Source organism: Paenarthrobacter sp. TAF1, from assembly GCF_052113825.1.
Taxonomy (GTDB): Bacteria; Actinomycetota; Actinomycetes; order Actinomycetales; family Micrococcaceae; genus Arthrobacter; species Arthrobacter nicotinovorans.
The window spans coordinates 56,807-73,078 of record NZ_JBFRDO010000015.1 but is presented as its reverse complement, the minus strand read 5'-3'; the positions used below and the strand labels follow the sequence as shown (position 1 = coordinate 73,078).

18 protein-coding genes are annotated in these 16,272 nt (G+C 63.0%); 8 read left to right on the top strand and 10 right to left on the bottom strand.

Annotated features, from left to right (window positions below):
* Window positions 1-85: 85 nt before the first annotated feature.
* The 7 genes from AB4Y81_RS17095 to AB4Y81_RS17065 all read left to right on the top strand — a co-directional run bounded on the left by AB4Y81_RS17095 (window position 86) and on the right by AB4Y81_RS17065 (window position 6,938).
* A complete protein-coding gene (locus tag AB4Y81_RS17095; RefSeq protein ID WP_441996325.1) occupies window positions 86-811 on the top strand; it encodes a TetR/AcrR family transcriptional regulator in 726 nt (241 codons plus the stop codon).
* Between the two features lie 23 nt (window positions 812-834).
* A complete protein-coding gene (locus AB4Y81_RS17090; protein WP_441996324.1) occupies window positions 835-1,626 on the top strand; it encodes an oxygenase MpaB family protein in 792 nt (263 codons plus the stop codon).
* Window positions 1,619-2,509 carry a DUF817 domain-containing protein gene (locus AB4Y81_RS17085; protein WP_441996323.1) on the top strand — a complete coding sequence of 297 codons (891 nt, stop codon included), beginning with the start codon at window positions 1,619-1,621 and terminating at the stop codon, window positions 2,507-2,509. The genes AB4Y81_RS17090 and AB4Y81_RS17085 overlap by 8 nt, the downstream gene beginning before the upstream one ends.
* A 314-nt stretch (window positions 2,510-2,823) precedes the next feature.
* Window positions 2,824-4,689 (top strand): molecular chaperone DnaK, encoded by a 1,866-nt coding sequence (dnaK, locus tag AB4Y81_RS17080; protein WP_018778257.1) that lies wholly within the window; start codon window positions 2,824-2,826, stop codon window positions 4,687-4,689.
* A 2-nt stretch (window positions 4,690-4,691) separates the two neighbouring features.
* Window positions 4,692-5,351 (top strand): nucleotide exchange factor GrpE, encoded by a 660-nt coding sequence (locus AB4Y81_RS17075; RefSeq protein ID WP_018778258.1) that lies wholly within the window; start codon window positions 4,692-4,694, stop codon window positions 5,349-5,351.
* 169 nt (window positions 5,352-5,520) lie between these two features.
* Entirely contained in the window at window positions 5,521-6,498 is a 978-nt protein-coding gene (locus AB4Y81_RS17070) for a DnaJ C-terminal domain-containing protein (protein ID WP_018778259.1), read from the top strand.
* Window positions 6,499-6,509: 11 nt separating this feature from the next.
* Window positions 6,510-6,938, top strand: a complete 429-nt coding sequence (locus AB4Y81_RS17065; RefSeq protein ID WP_018778260.1) for a heat shock protein transcriptional repressor HspR — start codon at window positions 6,510-6,512, stop codon at window positions 6,936-6,938.
* Window positions 6,939-6,970: 32 nt separating this feature from the next.
* On the opposite strand, the gene AB4Y81_RS17060 is transcribed toward AB4Y81_RS17065, so the two are convergent.
* Both AB4Y81_RS17060 and AB4Y81_RS17055 read right to left on the bottom strand, forming a co-directional pair.
* Complete coding sequence (locus AB4Y81_RS17060) at window positions 6,971-7,780, bottom strand: aspartate dehydrogenase domain-containing protein (protein ID WP_441996322.1); 810 nt, start codon at window positions 7,778-7,780, stop codon at window positions 6,971-6,973.
* A gap of 7 nt (window positions 7,781-7,787) precedes the next feature.
* A complete protein-coding gene (locus tag AB4Y81_RS17055) occupies window positions 7,788-8,336 on the bottom strand; it encodes a MarR family winged helix-turn-helix transcriptional regulator (protein WP_441996321.1) in 549 nt (182 codons plus the stop codon).
* A 217-nt stretch (window positions 8,337-8,553) separates the two neighbouring features.
* Between AB4Y81_RS17055 and AB4Y81_RS17050 the strand changes: the two genes are divergently transcribed.
* Window positions 8,554-9,078: a cupin domain-containing protein gene (locus tag AB4Y81_RS17050; protein ID WP_018778263.1), complete on the top strand. Its 525-nt coding sequence runs from the start codon at window positions 8,554-8,556 to the stop codon at window positions 9,076-9,078.
* Between the two features lie 97 nt (window positions 9,079-9,175).
* Here the strand turns inward: AB4Y81_RS17050 and AB4Y81_RS17045 are convergent, their stop codons facing one another.
* Genes AB4Y81_RS17045 through AB4Y81_RS17010 form a run of 8 tightly spaced genes read right to left on the bottom strand, consistent with a single transcriptional unit; the run spans window position 9,176 to window position 16,240 of the window.
* A complete protein-coding gene (locus AB4Y81_RS17045; protein ID WP_441996320.1) occupies window positions 9,176-10,276 on the bottom strand; it encodes a Rieske 2Fe-2S domain-containing protein in 1,101 nt (366 codons plus the stop codon).
* Between the two features lie 3 nt (window positions 10,277-10,279).
* Window positions 10,280-10,501 (bottom strand): recombinase-like helix-turn-helix domain-containing protein, encoded by a 222-nt coding sequence (locus AB4Y81_RS17040; protein ID WP_018778265.1) that lies wholly within the window; start codon window positions 10,499-10,501, stop codon window positions 10,280-10,282.
* Entirely contained in the window at window positions 10,494-11,123 is a 630-nt protein-coding gene (locus AB4Y81_RS17035; protein ID WP_441996319.1) for an alpha/beta fold hydrolase, read from the bottom strand. The genes AB4Y81_RS17040 and AB4Y81_RS17035 overlap by 8 nt, the downstream gene beginning before the upstream one ends.
* Entirely contained in the window at window positions 11,124-12,821 is a 1,698-nt protein-coding gene (locus AB4Y81_RS17030; RefSeq protein WP_441996318.1) for a thiamine pyrophosphate-binding protein, read from the bottom strand. It lies immediately after the preceding gene.
* Window positions 12,822-12,849: 28 nt separating this feature from the next.
* Complete coding sequence (locus AB4Y81_RS17025; protein WP_018778268.1) at window positions 12,850-13,686, bottom strand: SDR family oxidoreductase; 837 nt, start codon at window positions 13,684-13,686, stop codon at window positions 12,850-12,852.
* Between the two features lie 49 nt (window positions 13,687-13,735).
* Window positions 13,736-14,479, bottom strand: coding sequence for an SDR family oxidoreductase (locus AB4Y81_RS17020; protein WP_441996317.1), 744 nt, complete (start codon window positions 14,477-14,479; stop codon window positions 13,736-13,738).
* Window positions 14,476-15,270 (bottom strand): alpha/beta fold hydrolase, encoded by a 795-nt coding sequence (locus tag AB4Y81_RS17015; RefSeq protein WP_064722521.1) that lies wholly within the window; start codon window positions 15,268-15,270, stop codon window positions 14,476-14,478. The genes AB4Y81_RS17020 and AB4Y81_RS17015 overlap by 4 nt, the downstream gene beginning before the upstream one ends.
* Window positions 15,257-16,240: a VOC family protein gene (locus AB4Y81_RS17010; protein ID WP_039243035.1), complete on the bottom strand. Its 984-nt coding sequence runs from the start codon at window positions 16,238-16,240 to the stop codon at window positions 15,257-15,259. Before AB4Y81_RS17010 ends, AB4Y81_RS17015 begins: the two co-directional genes overlap by 14 nt.
* Between the last annotated feature and the right edge of the window lie 32 nt (window positions 16,241-16,272).

The following is a 16,272-nucleotide window of genomic DNA, read 5'->3' as shown; positions in this document are numbered from 1 at the left end:
ATCCAGAATGACGGCCCTTTCAATCAATGTCAAGAGCAGTGCTCTCATTTGTTGGCGACGCTCTCTCTTATGGCAAGCTGGACTCATGTCGTCCACCGGAACGCCCAAAAGCAAACCAGCTACTCCGCGCGAACGTGCCCGCGCCCAAACCCTGGTCGACATCGTGCGCATCGGACGCGAGCACTTGGCGGTCCATGGGGCCGCTGCCCTTTCCCTGCGTGCCGTGGCCCGGGACCTCGGAGTCGTATCCTCTGCGGTCTACCGCTACGTCCAGAACCGGGACGAACTCCTTACACTCCTGCTCATCGACGGCTACAACGAGCTCGGCGACGAAGTGGACACGGCCGTGGCAGCAGTTCCGGACGGTGACTTTGCCGGGCAATTCAAGGCCCTGGGCCGCGCGGTCCGGCACTGGGCTCTCCGGGAACCCGCCAGCTACGCCCTCCTCTTCGGCAGTCCGGTGCCCGGATACCAAGCCCCGGGGGAGCGCACCACCGTCCCTGGAACCCGCGTCATCTTCCGCTTGGTGGGCATCTTCGATTCCGCCCAGCGGGCGGGCGTCCTGGACGCCCGGGTGGGTCCCGCCGTCGTGATTCCTCCGGCGTTGGCGGCAGATCTGGAAGCCATCCGCTCGGAACTGAAGCTCTCCGTGTCGGATCCGTCCCTGGCGCGCGGTGTGCTGGTGTGGACGTCCGTTTTCGGGGCGATCAGTTTTGAGGTTTTCGGTCAGTACGGCCAGGACACCTTCAAGGCACGCGACGAGTTGTTCGAGCACCAGTTGTCCGTCCTTCAGGGCGTGGCCGGGCTCTAAGGTTGGGGCGCTAGAGTATTCGGATGGCTCGAGGACTGGCGGATATCGGTGCGGAGGGCGTCCTGCTGGCCGGCGCGGGCCGTGCCATTCTCCTGCAAATCGCCAATCCGCGTGTGGGCCACGGCGTAGCCGAGCACAGCAACTTCGCGGAGCGCCCCATGGACAGGCTCCGGGCCACCATGACCTACGTGTACGCGGTGATCTATGGTTCCGAGGAACAGCTCAAAGCCGTCCGACGCGCCGTCAACAGGGCGCACGCGCCGGTCCGGCGGAGCCCCGATGCCACCTCCGCGGGCTACAGCGCGTTCGACGCCGAGTCCCAGCTCTGGGTGGTCGCCACCCTCTACGACACCGCCGTCACCGTGTACGAAAAGGTCCACGGACAGCTCGACGACGAGACCGCCGACAGCATCTACCGCGACTATGCCCGGATCGGAACGGCGCTCCAGCTTCCACCCGGAAGGTGGCCACGCGACCGGTCCGCCTTCGCCGAGTACTGGCAGGCTCAGGTTGAGGCGTTGCGGCCGGACGCAGAGGCGCTCAAAGTCGCCAGGGAATTGCTCTATCCATCCGGCGGTCCGCGCTTGCTGCGCCTGGCCATGCCGCTGGCCCGTTTCCTCACGGCCGGGCTCCTGCCTGCGCCTGTCCGGGAAGCTTTTGGTTTCCCATGGAGCCCCGGCCACGCCCGACGGTTCGACCGGACCATGAAGGGCCTGGGCCGGGTCTACCCCAGGCTGCCGGAGCGGATCCGGCACTGGCCGCGGGACTACTACTTGAAGCAACTCGCCGTCGACGCCAAGGGACCACATGCGTAATCCCACTTCCGTTGAAGAGTCCATTGACCGGGCTGCCCACCGTTACCTGGATCGTGCGGACGGCGGACGGCTGCGTGGCCGGCTCACGGAGTTTGTGGTTTTCGGGCTGAAGCAGGCGTGGGCGTGTGTGTTCGGGGCCGCGCTGCTTGCGGTGATCATCGCGGCCCGCCTCTGGTATCCCGCCGACGCCGGACTGGCCCGCAACGACTTCCTCACCATTGCCGCGATTGTCATCCAAGTGCTCATGATCAGCTTCAAGCTGGAGACGCTGCGGGAGTTGCGGGTGATCCTGCTGTTCCATGTAGTGGGAACGGTGATGGAACTGTTCAAGACGGACGTGGGCTCCTGGGCGTATGAGGCCGAGGGTGTCCTGCGGATCGGCGCGGTGCCGCTCTTCAGCGGGTTCATGTATGCGGCCGTGGGTTCGTACATGGTGCGGGTTTTCCGGCTGTTCGACCTCCGCTTCGACCGCTACCCGCAGCGGTGGATCACGGCCCTTGTTGCGGCGGGGATTTACGTCAACTTCTTCTCGCACCACTACATCCTTGACCTTCGCTGGGTGCTGCTTGCCGCCGTCGTGCTTGTCTACGGGCGGTGCGTGATGCACTTCCGGGTGTTCCGCCGCCGCTTCAAGATGCCGATTCTGGTGTCGTTCCTGCTGGTGGCGCTGTTCATCTGGTTCGCCGAGAACATCGGCACGTGGTCGCGTGCGTGGCTGTATCCGAACCAGCTGAACGGATGGCAGGCGGTTTCCATCGACAAACTCCTAGCGTGGTTCCTGCTGATGATCATTTCCGTGGTGCTGGTGGCGTGGGTCTACAAGCCGGAACCACTCGACGCCGCTGACGCCACCCAAACGGCCGACGCCACCCAAATTCACTAGTGACACCCGGATGTGGGTGTCATCGCTCCGGGTGAGTGGCGCTGTGAATTGTGCGCGTCGTGAGGCTTCCCCGCCAGTTCACCGTAGGCGAAACCACCCCTTTTTGCCGCGTGATTCCGGGGGTCTCCGGGTGGTCTTACAGAAAGTTGAGCGCACTAGACTCAACTTTGGATTGACTTAAATCCAGGGCTGAGTACAGTTGAGTGCAGAACGCTCAACTAGCCGATTGTTGAGCAGGCTCCCGACAGGTCAACCGCCCAGCGGACCACTGCCAGGTGCAATCTCCAACATCGGCCATTGAAAGGAAACAAGATATGTCACGTGCAGTAGGTATCGACCTCGGAACCACCAACTCCGTGGTCTCTGTTCTCGAAGGTGGCGAGCCCACCGTCATCGCCAACGCAGAAGGCGGCCGCACCACGCCGTCCGTAGTTGCGTTCTCCAAGTCCGGCGAAGTCCTGGTCGGCGAAATCGCCAAGCGCCAGGCCGTCAACAACATCGACCGCACCATCGCCTCCGTCAAGCGCCACATGGGCACCGACTGGAGCGTCGCAATCGATGACAAGAAGTACACGCCGCAGGAAATTTCCGCGCGTATCCTCATGAAGCTCAAGAACGACGCCGAGAGCTACTTGGGCGAAAAGGTCACCGACGCTGTGATCACCGTTCCGGCATACTTCAACGATGCCGAGCGCCAGTCCACCAAGGAAGCCGGCGAAATCGCAGGCCTCAACGTCCTCCGTATTGTCAACGAGCCCACCGCGGCTGCACTGGCCTACGGCTTGGACAAGGGCAAGGAAGACGAACTCATCCTGGTCTTCGACCTCGGTGGCGGAACCTTCGACGTCTCCCTCCTCGAGGTTGGCAAGGACGAAGACAACTTCTCCACCATCCAGGTCCGCGCAACCGCCGGTGACAACCGCCTCGGTGGCGACGACTGGGACAACCGCGTCGTCGAGTGGCTCCTGAGCCAGCTCAAGGTCAAGGGCATCGACCTCTCCAAGGACAAGATCGCCCTCCAGCGTCTCCGCGAAGCTGCAGAGCAGGCCAAGAAGGAACTGTCCTCCTCCACCAGCACCAACATCTCCCTCCAGTACCTCTCCGTCACCCCTGACGGCCCGGTCCACCTGGATGAGCAGCTGACCCGTGCCAAGTTCCAGGACCTCACCAAGGACCTGCTGGACCGCACCAAGAAGCCGTTCCACGACGTCATCGCCGAAGCCGGCATCAAGGTTTCCGACATCGACCACATCGTCCTCGTCGGTGGCTCCACCCGTATGCCTGCTGTCTCCGAGCTCGTCAAGGAACTCGCCGGCGGCAAGGAGCCCAACAAGGGTGTCAACCCGGACGAAGTTGTGGCCGTTGGTGCCGCACTGCAGGCCGGTGTCCTCAAGGGCGAGCGCAAGGACGTCCTCCTCATCGACGTCACCCCGCTGTCCCTCGGCATCGAAACCAAGGGTGGTGTCATGACGCACCTCATCGAGCGCAACACGGCCATCCCCACCAAGCGTTCCGAGACCTTCACCACCGCTGACGACAACCAGCCGTCCGTGGCCATCCAGGTCTTCCAGGGCGAGCGTGAATTCACCCGCGACAACAAGCCGCTGGGCACGTTCGAACTGACCGGCATCGCTCCGGCACCGCGTGGCGTCCCGCAGGTCGAGGTCACCTTCGACATCGACGCCAACGGCATCGTCCACGTCTCCGCCAAGGACAAGGGCACGGGCAAGGAACAGTCCATGACCATCACCGGTGGCACCGCGCTCTCCAAGGACGACATCGACCGCATGGTCCGTGAAGCCGAAGAGCACGCTGCAGAGGACAAGGCACGCCGCGAAGCTACGGACACCCGCAACTCCGCAGAGCAGCTCGCCTACTCGGTGGACAAGCTGATCGCCGACAACGACGACAAGCTGCCGGAAGAGGTCAAGACCGAGGTCAAGGCAGACGTCGACGCCCTCAAGTCCGCCCTGGAAGGCACCGACGACGCCGCCGTCAAGACCGCCTTCGAGAAGCTCCAGGCCTCCCAGACCAAGCTCGGCGAAGCCATCTACTCGCAGGCCGCCGCAGCTGATGCTCCGGGTGCCGGCGCTGAAGGCGCACCTGCCGGTGACAAGGCAGCCAACGACGAAGACATCGTTGACGCCGAAATCATCGACGAAGACGAAGCGAAGAAGTAGCCATGCCTCATCACGGCAACGAAGCAGAGCACTCAGAAGGCAACGAGCCGCGCAAGCCGGTTATTCGGGACAACCGCAAGGTTGACCCGGAAACCGGGGCAGCCCGCCACCCTGAAGGCGAAGCCACGGCTCACAGCGAAGGCAATGCCGCTCCCTCGGACGGCGATGCGCTCTCCCAGGCTGAGGAAATCCTCAACGGGGTAGAGGTGCCGGCTGAAGAGTCGGTAGCCTCCGGTGCCGCAGCTGAAGCCCAGGCAGCGGAGCTCCGCAACGATCTCCTCCGCCTCCAGGCTGAGTACGTCAACTACCGTAAGCGCGTCGAACGCGACCGCGCCGTAGCAGGGGAGATGGCCGTCATCGGCGTCCTGAACTCCCTGCTCCCGGTGCTGGACGACGTCGACGCCGCACGCCAGCACGGTGACCTCGAGGACGGCCCCTTCGCCGCGATCGCGACCAAACTGGAGAACGCGCTGAAGACGTACGGACTGGAACGCATCGCGGACACGGGAGTCGAATTCGACCCCACCATCCACGAAGCACTCATCCAGCAGCCCGGCGAGGACATCCAGGTTGACACCGTCAGCCAGGTGCTGCGCTCCGGATACCGCTCAGGAGAGCGTGTCCTGCGTGCAGCCCAGGTGATCGTGGCTGTCCCGGCGTAACCTCCGCCTTCGCGGATGAGGGGGCCCCGCCCCTACGCGTGGCGGCTAAGTCCTACGGACTCGGCCGCCACGCTCCGGCAGGCCCGATGCCACTCCCGGGCCCCCTCATCCGCTACGGCTTAGAGGTAGTCTCGCCGTACGCTTTGTTTGTTTTAGAAAGGAAACGCTCTTGGCCAGCCAGGACTGGGTTGAAAAGGATTTTTACGCGATCCTTGGTATCGCCAAGGACGCGTCCGACGCGGATATCAAGAAGGCTTACCGCAAGCTTGCCCGGCAGTACCACCCGGATACGAATTCCGGGGATGCTGCTGCGGAGAAGAAGTTCAAGGACATTTCCGAGGCTTACTCGGTGTTGTCGAGTCCCGAGGACCGGCAGCAGTATGACGCCATCCGTGCCATGGGTGGCGGGGCCCGGTTTGCTCCGGGAGCCGGGCGTGGCGGTGCGGGTGCCAACGGTGGGTTCGAGGACCTCTTTGGCGGCCTGTTCGGCGGCGGACCAGGCGCCCGTCAGCCTGCGGGCGGAGGCATCCCTCCGGAGTTTGCCGACTTGTTCGGCGGGGGATTCGGCGGTGCCGGCCAGACCGGTTTCCAGCGGGCTCCGCAGAAAGGTTCGGACCGCACGGCGACCACAACCATTTCCTTCGCCGGCTCCATCAAAGGCACCACGGTGAGCCTGCGCGAAAGCAACGGCAACGTGATCGACGTCAAGATTCCAGCCGGGATCAAGGACGGGCAGAAGGTCCGTCAGCGTGGCAAGGGCAACGTCGGCCCTGCAGGCAACGGTGATCTCATCATCACCGTGAGCGTGAAGCCCCACGATTTCTTCCAGCGCGACGGCGACAACATCCGCATCCACGTGCCTGTCACGTTCGCGGAAGCGGCGCTCGGCGCCACCATTGAGGTTCCAACGCTCGACGGCGACACCGTCAAGTTGCGTGTACCGGCGGGCACACCCTCTGGCCGTACCTTGAGGGTCAAGGGCCGTGGCGTGAAGACGTCCAAGGCGACCGGCGATCTCCTGGTGACCATCGACGTCGCGGTTCCCCAAAACCTGAACAAAGAAGCGGAAGAAGCTGTCAAGGCGTTCGCTGCTGCCACCACTGACGCGAACCCGCGTCGCGACCTGGCCGCGAAGGCCCGGTTGTAAGGAGGCAGGTCATGGCAATCGACGTCAACCAGCCGATCTTTGTCATCTCCGTCGCTGCGGAGCTCGCTGACATGCATCCGCAGACGTTGCGCCAGTACGACCGCCTGGGCATCGTCTCGCCCAGCCGCGCCCCCGGCAAGTCCCGCCGCTACTCCCAGAACGACGTCAATAAACTGCGGGAGGTCCAGCGCCTTTCGCAGTCCGGCGTCTCCCTCGAGGGCATCAAGCGCATCCTTGACCTTGAGAACCAGGTGGCCGCGCTGCAGTACCGGGTGGCTGAACTGACCGAGGAACTGTCACGGCGCCGCACGCCGATGGATGCGCGCATCTTCGCGGCGGGAGCTGCCGGCGACGTCGTCAGCCTTGCCCGCGGGCAGCGGCCACGTGGTCGTTCCCAGGCAGTTGTCGTGTGGCGGCCGCGGCCGGCGGAGGACCGCTGATCCCCGCATCAATGCAGCTGGTGCAGGCTTAGCTAGACCAGCCCTCCGCGTTCGCCGATCGCCGCTTCCAAGGACCGGAGGACGGCAAAGGGGACTATCCCGCTGGTCCTCGGGTTTTGCGGACTGGGGTTGTTGCGGATCTCGAAGCGGTATTCGCCGGAGGGGCCCGAGGCTTCAATGACGTGGCTGGTCAGTGAGGCCTTCGGGTCGGCCGTCAGCCGCACCTGCACGCCGTCCCAATCCCTGACGGCCTCAGCCACGGCCGCTGCGACGTTGAGTGAGCGCGGAAACAGCCGTGCCGCTTCCTGGGCTGAGCCGAGGAAGACCTCCAGCGGTTCTGTGGTCGCTCGGATCCCATCGGCTTGCTCCTGTTCCATCCAGGGTTGGACCAGCGTTTCAGGAAGTTTGGTGGTGGAAACCACCACGGAATCGTAGGCGGATTCCCTTGCGCCGGCTTCAAGGAGGTCGAGCCCGCCCACTGCGCCCGACGTCATGAACAATCTCCCTGGACCGCACGCGTTCAAGCGTGCTGCCAGGCCCTGGTCGGCAAGGGCGCCGATGGAGGTGATCAGGAAATCTACGCCCGCGCCCAGGATCTTTTCAGCGTATTCAGCCACGGCGGACTGCCCCGCGCACTCCACGATCAGCTCGCAGCACTCCAGGGCCGCTTCCAAGGTCAGCGAAGGGAAGGGGCGTTCGACGGCGGGACGCCCGGTTCCGTTGTCGGTGCGGCTGATGATGCCGGCTAGTTCTGCGCCCACCACCTTGCCCAGGGAGATGTCCTCGGCGACGCGCGCGCCGATGGCTCCGTAGCCGATGATTCCTATGCGGTGGGACGTCATTCCTGTTTCACTTTCCGGCGTCAGCGGTGGGTACTGACTGTCCGTCCTCGAATTGGTCGATGGAAGCGGACACCTTCCTGAGGAGCCCGCTGAGCTGGGTGATTTCCTTGGCGTTCAGCCCGGCCAGCATCTGGCGCTGTGTGGCGAGGTGCTCCTCGAAAATGGAGTCGATGACGTCTTTGCCGTGCGGGGTCAATTGCGCATAGACGACGCGTCGGTCGGTACGCGTGCGCACCCGCTCGATGAGGTTTTGTTCCTCCATGCGGTCCAGCCTGAACGTGATCCCGCCAGTGGTTAGCATTGACGAACTTGCCAGCTCGCCGGCTGTCTTCCGGTGTGGTTCACCGGAGCGGCGCAGGTTTGCCAGTACGTCAAAGGAGGCCAGGGTGAGTCCGAATTTTTCGAAAACTGAGTTTTCAATGACGCGCTGTTTGATGATGATCTGGGCCAAGCGCCCGAAGACGCCGATGGTACCGGCGTCCAGTCCGGGCTTCTCGCGGGCCCAATCCTCGAGGATGCTGTCCACTGTGTCGCTGGTGTCCGGTTGCTTACCCATGGTGGTCCATTCTCATCGTGGTTGCCCTTTTCATAAATAACTTAGCACTGACTTTCTCAGTACGAGGAAGATTGGTGCGTGAGTCCATCGGGTTTGTCCTGCTTGTCACTCAGATCTGGTTATCTTAGAGTTGAGATAACTAGATCCAAGGAGATAGTTGAATGCGGCGTCATCGAAGACGTCCGCAACAAGGCAGTAGCAACGAGAGAGGTCCATCATGAGTGAAGCTGTTGCAGCAACGGAGACCACGCCCGAACTTGAAGCGATGATTGATTCGTCCATCGCTTCAAGGGACACGCGGCAGGTCGATTTCGACACCCTGAAGTTCCAAACGAAGGCCGGCGCCAAGTTCCGTCGTGGTCAGGTCCGTTACATCGGTTCAGGCGCCACGGGGGACCATTCCGGTGATACCAATGTCCTCCAAGCGGAGCATTTCACCTTCTCCAACATGGTTCTCCCGGCGGGATGCGTAGGTCCGGAACATACTCATCCCGACGTGGAAGAAGTGTTCTTCGTTCTTGAGGGACAGGTTGAATTCAGCGTTCACGATGTCGAAGACGGGACCAAGAAGGCGAGCCGGGTTCTGGGTTACCGCGATTTGATCCGTGTACCTGCCGGTGTACCCAGGAGCCTTCGGACGGTCAGCGACGAAGACGCATTGATCTGCGTCATTATCGGCTCCAGGAAGCCGGAGATTCCTTTCTACCCGCCGTCCTCCGAAATGCACGGGGTAACCCGGTAGTACGAGTCGGCAACCAAGTACGCCCGGAGCCTACTGGCAGGCTCCGGGCGTACTTGTGTGTGACCGCGATACCTCAAGCGACAACCGGGTCCTGAAGCTACAGGGCTTCCAGTTTGGCGGCTTGCTCGCGTGCATCGGCCTGATGGATTCTGCGGATCCTCGCTACGCCGAGATCGTGCTGGTACAGATTTTCTTCCCTGTCTGCGTCAGCTGCCAGGGCCTCAAGAACCTCGCGGTCCTGTTCCAGGACCACCCAGTGTTTTTCCTCCAGGGTTGCCTTGTACATGAACCTCCACACATCCCGTTCCCAGCCGGATACACGCCGGGTACGCCAGTGGAAGACGGCGGACGTCTCCTGGTCGATCGGCGTCGACATTCCCACGATTCCGAAAACGCCGCCTGGTCCCGCCGATCGGGCGTACGGAATTTCCAGGTCAACGTAGTCCATGCCCTCGCGGCAGAACTCAACCCAGTCGAAATTGACGCCGCGCTGATCTGTTTTCTCGAAGAAGAATCCCCGTTCCGTCTCACGGATCCGGAACCGCGCACTGGTATCGCCGCCGGACATTGAATGTGATTCACGGTGCAGGAATGCGCCATGCATGGGGTCCAGGACGTTGTCCATGTAGAAGCGCCAAGGACCCCTCCACTCGGCATAGTTGGAAAACCAGGCGACGGCGGGATCAGCCAGCCGGTCCGGGACCTTGAATTCCGGTACCTCGGAATCCTCCGTGAGCGGCATGAACGCAAAGATCGTGTCTGCTGCTTCAACAACGGAAAGCGACACCGTGGCAGTCTTGCCTTCCAAGGCACAGCCGGGCATCCCTGGAACGGAAACCACTTTTCCGGTCCCATCCACTTGGACGCCGTGGTACTTGCAAGCAATCCTGTCTCCCAGGTGCTGGCCCACAGACAACGGTGCACTACGGTGAGGGCACCGGTCCTCGAGCATGCGGACCTGCCCCCGGGCGTCACGGAACAGCAGCCAGTCGATGTTCAGCCTTTTGACCTTGACCATGGCACCCGCACCGACGAACCGCGAGGGGATGATGGGGTACCAGCGGTCGCGAAGGCCAGTGGCGGCCAATTCGGCGGCATCCATGTGATGGCGTACGCCCACTGCGTACTTCTTCTTTCCGACTGGCCGTGATACCGGGGCGCCTGCTTGTCCGGAGGTCGGAGCTGTTGTGATGGTCATGGGCTATTCTCCTAGTCGTCGCATTTCGGCACGGAAGCTTTCTTCGTTCCAGGGCTCGCCGTTCGGTGCGTGCAAGCCAAGGGTGTTGAGTCCCGCAATGACTCCTTCCAAGTCATGCGTCCCCCCGCCAAAGATCTCTGCCAACGCTCCTGACAGCTTCTTCTCGTAGGGACCAAGGGGTTTCCCCAGGCGCGACTGGGCTGGATCCAGATACAGTTCAGGCATTTCCATCCTTTTCGGGTCGGGCGAAGGCGTGCAGGCCTTCTGCGATCTTGATGAACGATGTGGCCCACTCATTGAAGGAACCGGGACGGTTTCGGTGAGCGGGGATCCCGCAATGGTCGATGATGACGAAGACCCCGTTCCGGATGCCTCCGGCCACGCTCTGGGCTTTTGAGATGTCCGTATCGAGCGTCGGTGCTGCTGCAATCACCAGCGTGGGAGCTTGTACCTCGGACATCACGCCGGCCAGCTGGAGATCCTGGGGGTCCACCTCCGGGTCGCCCAGGATGAGGCTCATCACCAGCCCGGGATGGGTTGATCCCAGAATGACGGCGCCCAGGACATCCGGGCCGGTTGCCACGATGTGTACCGGACCGTTCTCCGCTTTCTTCAAGGCAACAGCAGCAGACTCTGCCCAGCCCTGGGCGCTCTCAGCAGCAGCGGAAGCCTGCTCCTCGGCCCACACCCGGGCGCCTAAGTCATCACGCTGGAAAGAGAACCACGAGTCCGTAGTGCCGGAACCACTCAGGCAGACAACGGGGTACTTGGGCATGGCCAGCCCATCCGGGGAATCTGTGTCCATGACACGACCGAGGCCAGGGTCGCTGAAATTCAAAGTTTCCATTCAGGCCTCCTCGTGCCCGGGCTGCGGGATGTGGACGGGAGGAACAAAAGGTCCCGGCTGGGGGACCAGCGCTGTGACGTCAACTTCGATGACGGCCGGTCCGCGGACGTCCAATGCTTCAACCAAGGCTTGGTCGAAGGTCCCCGGTGACTCTACGCGCCAAAACGGCAGGCTGAGCGAACGCGACAACAGCTCGAAGTCGGGAGTTCTGAGATCCACTCCCGCCCGCGCAAATCCATTGGCCTCCTGGAGGTTTCGGAGCACACCGTAACCGCCGTCGTTGAACACCAGCACCACACACCATGCGCCTGAACCGGCCAAGGAAGCGAGCTCTCCAAGGTGGACGGCCAGGCCGCCGTCGCCCACCATTACTGCAGTGGGGACCTCCGGCCGCGCGCAAGCTGCGCCGATGCCCATGGCCAGGCCTTGGCCGATGCCACCACCAACGGGAAAGACGTTGGTTTCCCTTGCGTAGATCGGAAGCAGCCGATTGCCCCACTGGCTGGAAGGAATCGTCACGTCCCTGGCGATGACCGATTCGCGGTGGAACCTTTGACGGATGCTTTCGCAGACCTCGGCGTATCCACCGATGTAACGGGAGAGCTGTTCCCGGACGGAGTAGCGGACCTGGCGGACCCTCTTCGGCCAGGACCCTGCGGCCGGATCGGTGTCGGACTGATGCGGGCCCCGCCGGGCGTCCAGCTGCCCGTTGATGGCGGCCAGGATGCTCCGCGCGTCACCAAGCAGCCCAACATCGGCGGGATAGACGCGGCCGATGGCGTCGGCGTCGATGTCTATTTGGATATGGGGCGCTGGCAACGCCAGGTGGTAGTGCTTGGTTTCGTTGGACCGGAAGTGCGTGCCGATGCTGAGCAGCAGATCCGCCTCCGCCAGCAACTGTGATGCCTCCGGCGTAGTGGCAAAATTCCCGATGACCAGATTGTGGTCTTCGGGAACAACGCCCCGCCCGGAGTTGCTGCTCAGCAGCCCGGCTCCCAGACGCTCCATGAGGGAGGCCAGCGCTTCGCCTGCTCCGGCAGCCCCGCCACCTGCCCAGATCACCGGGCGCTTGGATGCGGCCAACAATTCGACTGCCTCGTTGAGGGCGTCGGCATCCACCTCGGGGGGAAGCCGCTCAGCGGCCTCGATGGCCCGCTGCTCATCGGGGCGCGCGAGGTATTGCAGGTCAGTGGGCCATTCGATGCTGGAGGGGGAATGCGGCAGCGACTGCAGGTGGGCAATGGCCTCCTCCAGATCGGCTTCAGCGTCCTTGCAGTTGAAGATGGTGCGCGCGTATCCGGAGACGGCGTCCAGCATTTGCAGTTGGCGTGGAACCTCGTGGATAACCCCGCGGTTCCCGCCGAGAAATTCACTGTCGATCTGGCCGGTAATGTGCAGGACGCGGCTTCCCGCCGTCAACGCCTCCACCATGGAGCCGGCCGCATTGCCGGCTCCGGTACCGGTGCTGGTCAGGGCAACACCGAACTTGCCGCTTGCCCTGGCGTAAGCATCGGCTGCATTCACCGCGGCGGCTTCGTGGCGCATGGGGATGAAGGTAAGTTCACGGTCCACGGCTTCCACCAGGGGGAGGTTGTGGATGCTGATGACGCCGAAGGCGGTGTCGATCCCGTGACGGCGCATCACCCTGACCAGTACGTCCCCGCCGTTGGGTCCGTTGGTTGATTGTTTCTGTGACATCGAGTCCCTTTCGTAGCTTGAGTGGTTGTCAGACGTACCGGTTCACGCCGCCGCCGACTTCCACCGTGGTTCCGGTGGTATAGCCGCTCAGTGGCGAAAGCAGCGTGACGATGTGGAAAGCCACTTCCTCCGCTGTGCCGAACCGGCCCAGTCCGATGCCCCTGTCCTTGGCTATTTCGGCGCTCCAGTCGGCGTATCCGAGGTCGGACATCGCGTTTTCGAAGCGCCGGCGCCACTGGCCCGTATCGATGAGCCCGAGCATCACTGAGTTCACGCGGATGCCGTCCGATGCCAGGTCCTCGGCGATCGAGTGCGTCAGGTTGAGCAGCCCGGCCCGGGCTGCAGACGTCGCCGCAAGGCGAAGTTCCGGTTGCCGGGCCAGGATGGCGTTGACGTTGACTATCGCCGCGCCCGGCCGGCGGGTCGTCGACGACGGCGGTTGGCTTACCTCGACGGAGGACGCCGAGCGGGCAAGCGACGCGCGCGCGGACCGGATCATGTTCCAGGCCCCGAAAATCTTGAGGTCGAACTCTTCCCGGAATTGCTCGTCTGTGGTGTCTTCCAGTGTTGCCATCAGCGATCGTCCTGCGTTGCAGACCAGTCCGTCGATGCCACCGAAGCGCTTCAGTGTGGTGGTGATGAAGGCATCGGCAGCGTTCCGGTCCGTGACATCGCAGGATTCCAAAAGGATGGAATCCGGGTCGGCCCAGGAGAATTCGCTGAACGCTTCCTCAAGCCGGTCCACGTCCCGTGCGCATGCTGCTACCCGGGCTCCTTCGCCCAGGAGAAGCCGTGCGGTGGCGAGGCCAACGCCTGAGCTGGCTCCCGTCACCACCACTGTCCGATCTTTCAACTGCAGGTCCACGTACGGTTCTCCTTCTTTTTGATGTTCAAGGGGGTCCTCACTGCGCTGGCTACTGACCCATGACGAATCCGCCATCAACAACGATGTTTTGGCCGGTAATGAAAGCTGCTGAATCCGAGATCAGGAACTGCACCACGCCGGCCACATCGTCAGGAGTCTGCTCCCGGGCCAGGACCCGGCGGTCCTGGTAGAGCTGGAAGCGGTCAGCCGGTACCCGTTCGGTTGCTTCCACCCGGGTCAGCCCGGGAGCCACGGCATTGATCCTGACGCCGGCCGGGCCGGCGTCGCGGGCCATCGTCCGGGTCATGGACAGCACCGCTCCCTTCGACCCCACATAGTGCACAAGCCGGGGTGAGCCATACAGCGCCGCGTCCGAGGCAATATTCACGATGGAACTGCCGGATTTCACCGCTAATTGCGGATAGAAATGCTTGCTCATCAACCACGTGCCAAAGGCGTTGACGGTCATGACCCGTTGGAAGAAGTCGTCATCGAGTTCCCAAAACACGTCCCCTCCCACCCCGTCGGCAAGTGCCGCATTGTTGACCAGGGCATGGGCGCCCCCCAGTCTTTCCACAGCCGTGGCCAGCGCTGAGACGGAGGAGGCATCGGAGATGTCCGTGATGATCGCTGTTGCCGAGAGGTTTCGCGATCGCAGGGTGTCCTGGGCCGATTCTGCCAATTGCGGGCTTTTCTCGGCGAGCACAACGTGGTCCCCTCCCACGGCGAGCCGTTCGGCGATGCTGAATCCCAGCCCCCGGCCGGATCCGCTGACCACAACGAGCCGGCTCATGCCTGGCCCGCCCAGAAACGGAGCACGGCGTCGGCCATCAGCCCTGGCTGCTCCTGCAGTGCGGCGTGCCCCGCATCCTCAAGGATTTCGAACCCGGCTCCAGGGATGAGCTTTGACACCAAACGGGACTCCTCGACGCCCGTGACGAAGTCGTCCCGGCCGACGACCACGAAGGAAGGGACTTTGAGCGCAGTCAGGACAACTGTGTTGTTGGTCCGGGCCATCATCCGCGCCGCTGCCGAGTATCCCGGCAGGCGGACCGCCGCCATCTCGCGGCGCACGGTGTCGGCCACCGTCGTCGGCGTCACGGGGGAGACCAATCTGCGGAAGCGCCTGGCGGCAAAAACCTCGGGTCCGACGTCGCGGAGTTCATTGATCCGTTTGAGCATTCTGTCCGCCGATTCCTTCGTCAGGCAGGACCCTCGGGTGCTGCTGGCAAGGACCAAAGAGCGCACCAGTTCCGGATACCGTGCTGCCATCTGCGTGCCGATGACGCCACCCCATGACGTGCCAAAGACGTGGACGGGACCGCTGCCCAGCTCCGTAATCAACGCAGCCGCCACGTCCACATGGTCGTCGTGGACGGACGCGTCCGTGGATTGACCGTAGCCTGGCGCGTCCCAGGAGATCGTGCGGTAACCGTTGCTGCTCAATCGTTCCGCCAGGAGGGCGCATGAGTTGGCGTTGCCGCCGATCCCGTGCATCATCAGGACCGGGACCCCGGCACCGCGCATTTCAATGGATATGCCTTCGGACGACATCCAACGCATGGCCTTGTCAGTGGGTGGCATGGACAGCCTCCATGCTCAGGAAATAGTCACCGGATTCAGGCTGTACCAAGTCGCGGTACCCAGGATCGGCAATGCCCGCCATTGCACTGCGGACGGTTGCCGTGGGCGGTCCCGCGGTTCCCCATTGGTCGGACAGCTCAGGGGTTCGTCTCCATGTGCGGCAGAGCCAACTGTCTTCATCCACTTGGGCAACCTCCGAGGTGTATTCACAAACCAGGTTGTTGGGATCGGTGAAGTAGGAGAAGGTATTGTCGCCGGGGCCGTGCCGGCCAGGCCCCCACTGCGGGGCGATACCGTGCGATTTCAGGCTTCCGATCCCACGCATGAAGTGGTCGATGCTTTGCATCTCGTAGGCGACGTGGTTGACGGAGGACCACGGCGCTTGGTTGAAGGCGATGACATGATGCTCGGCATTGCACCGGAGGAAGGCCATTTGGTGCTCCGACCAGTCTGAGATCCGCATGCCAAGCACTTGCGTATAGAAATCGGTGGCACGATCAATGTCCACCGTGTTCAGGACAACGTGGGCAATTTTCCGCGGCAGGGCGCGCCTGCCGCCGGGTTCCTGTGAGACCACTGCGTGGACGTTCGCGGACAGTTCCAGCAGCCGCCCTTCGGGGTCCACCAATTGCAGCCCGTACCCGCCGGCTGCGTCATCCAAGGGACCGGGCTCCCGGAACAGCGGAATGCCAAGGGCTGCGAGTTTGACTGCCGCGACGTCCACGTCCCGTGGAGTGGAGAGGGCGAACGAGATGGAGCCGAGCCCGTTCTGCTCGGCCTGTTCCAGGCGAAGTATGTGGTGGTCCGAACCTGTTCCCCGCAGCCAGAACCTGTCGCTGTCTTCCTCCACGGTGGAGAGGCCCCAGACTTCATGGTAAAAATCCTTGGCTGCGACGGCCCGGGGGACCTTGAGGGAAACCGATCGGAGCGATCGGAGCTTGCATACGGGTTCAGCGGCGAAAAAAGTCATGGACAACCTTCCGGATTGAGTTGGGTGGGCGG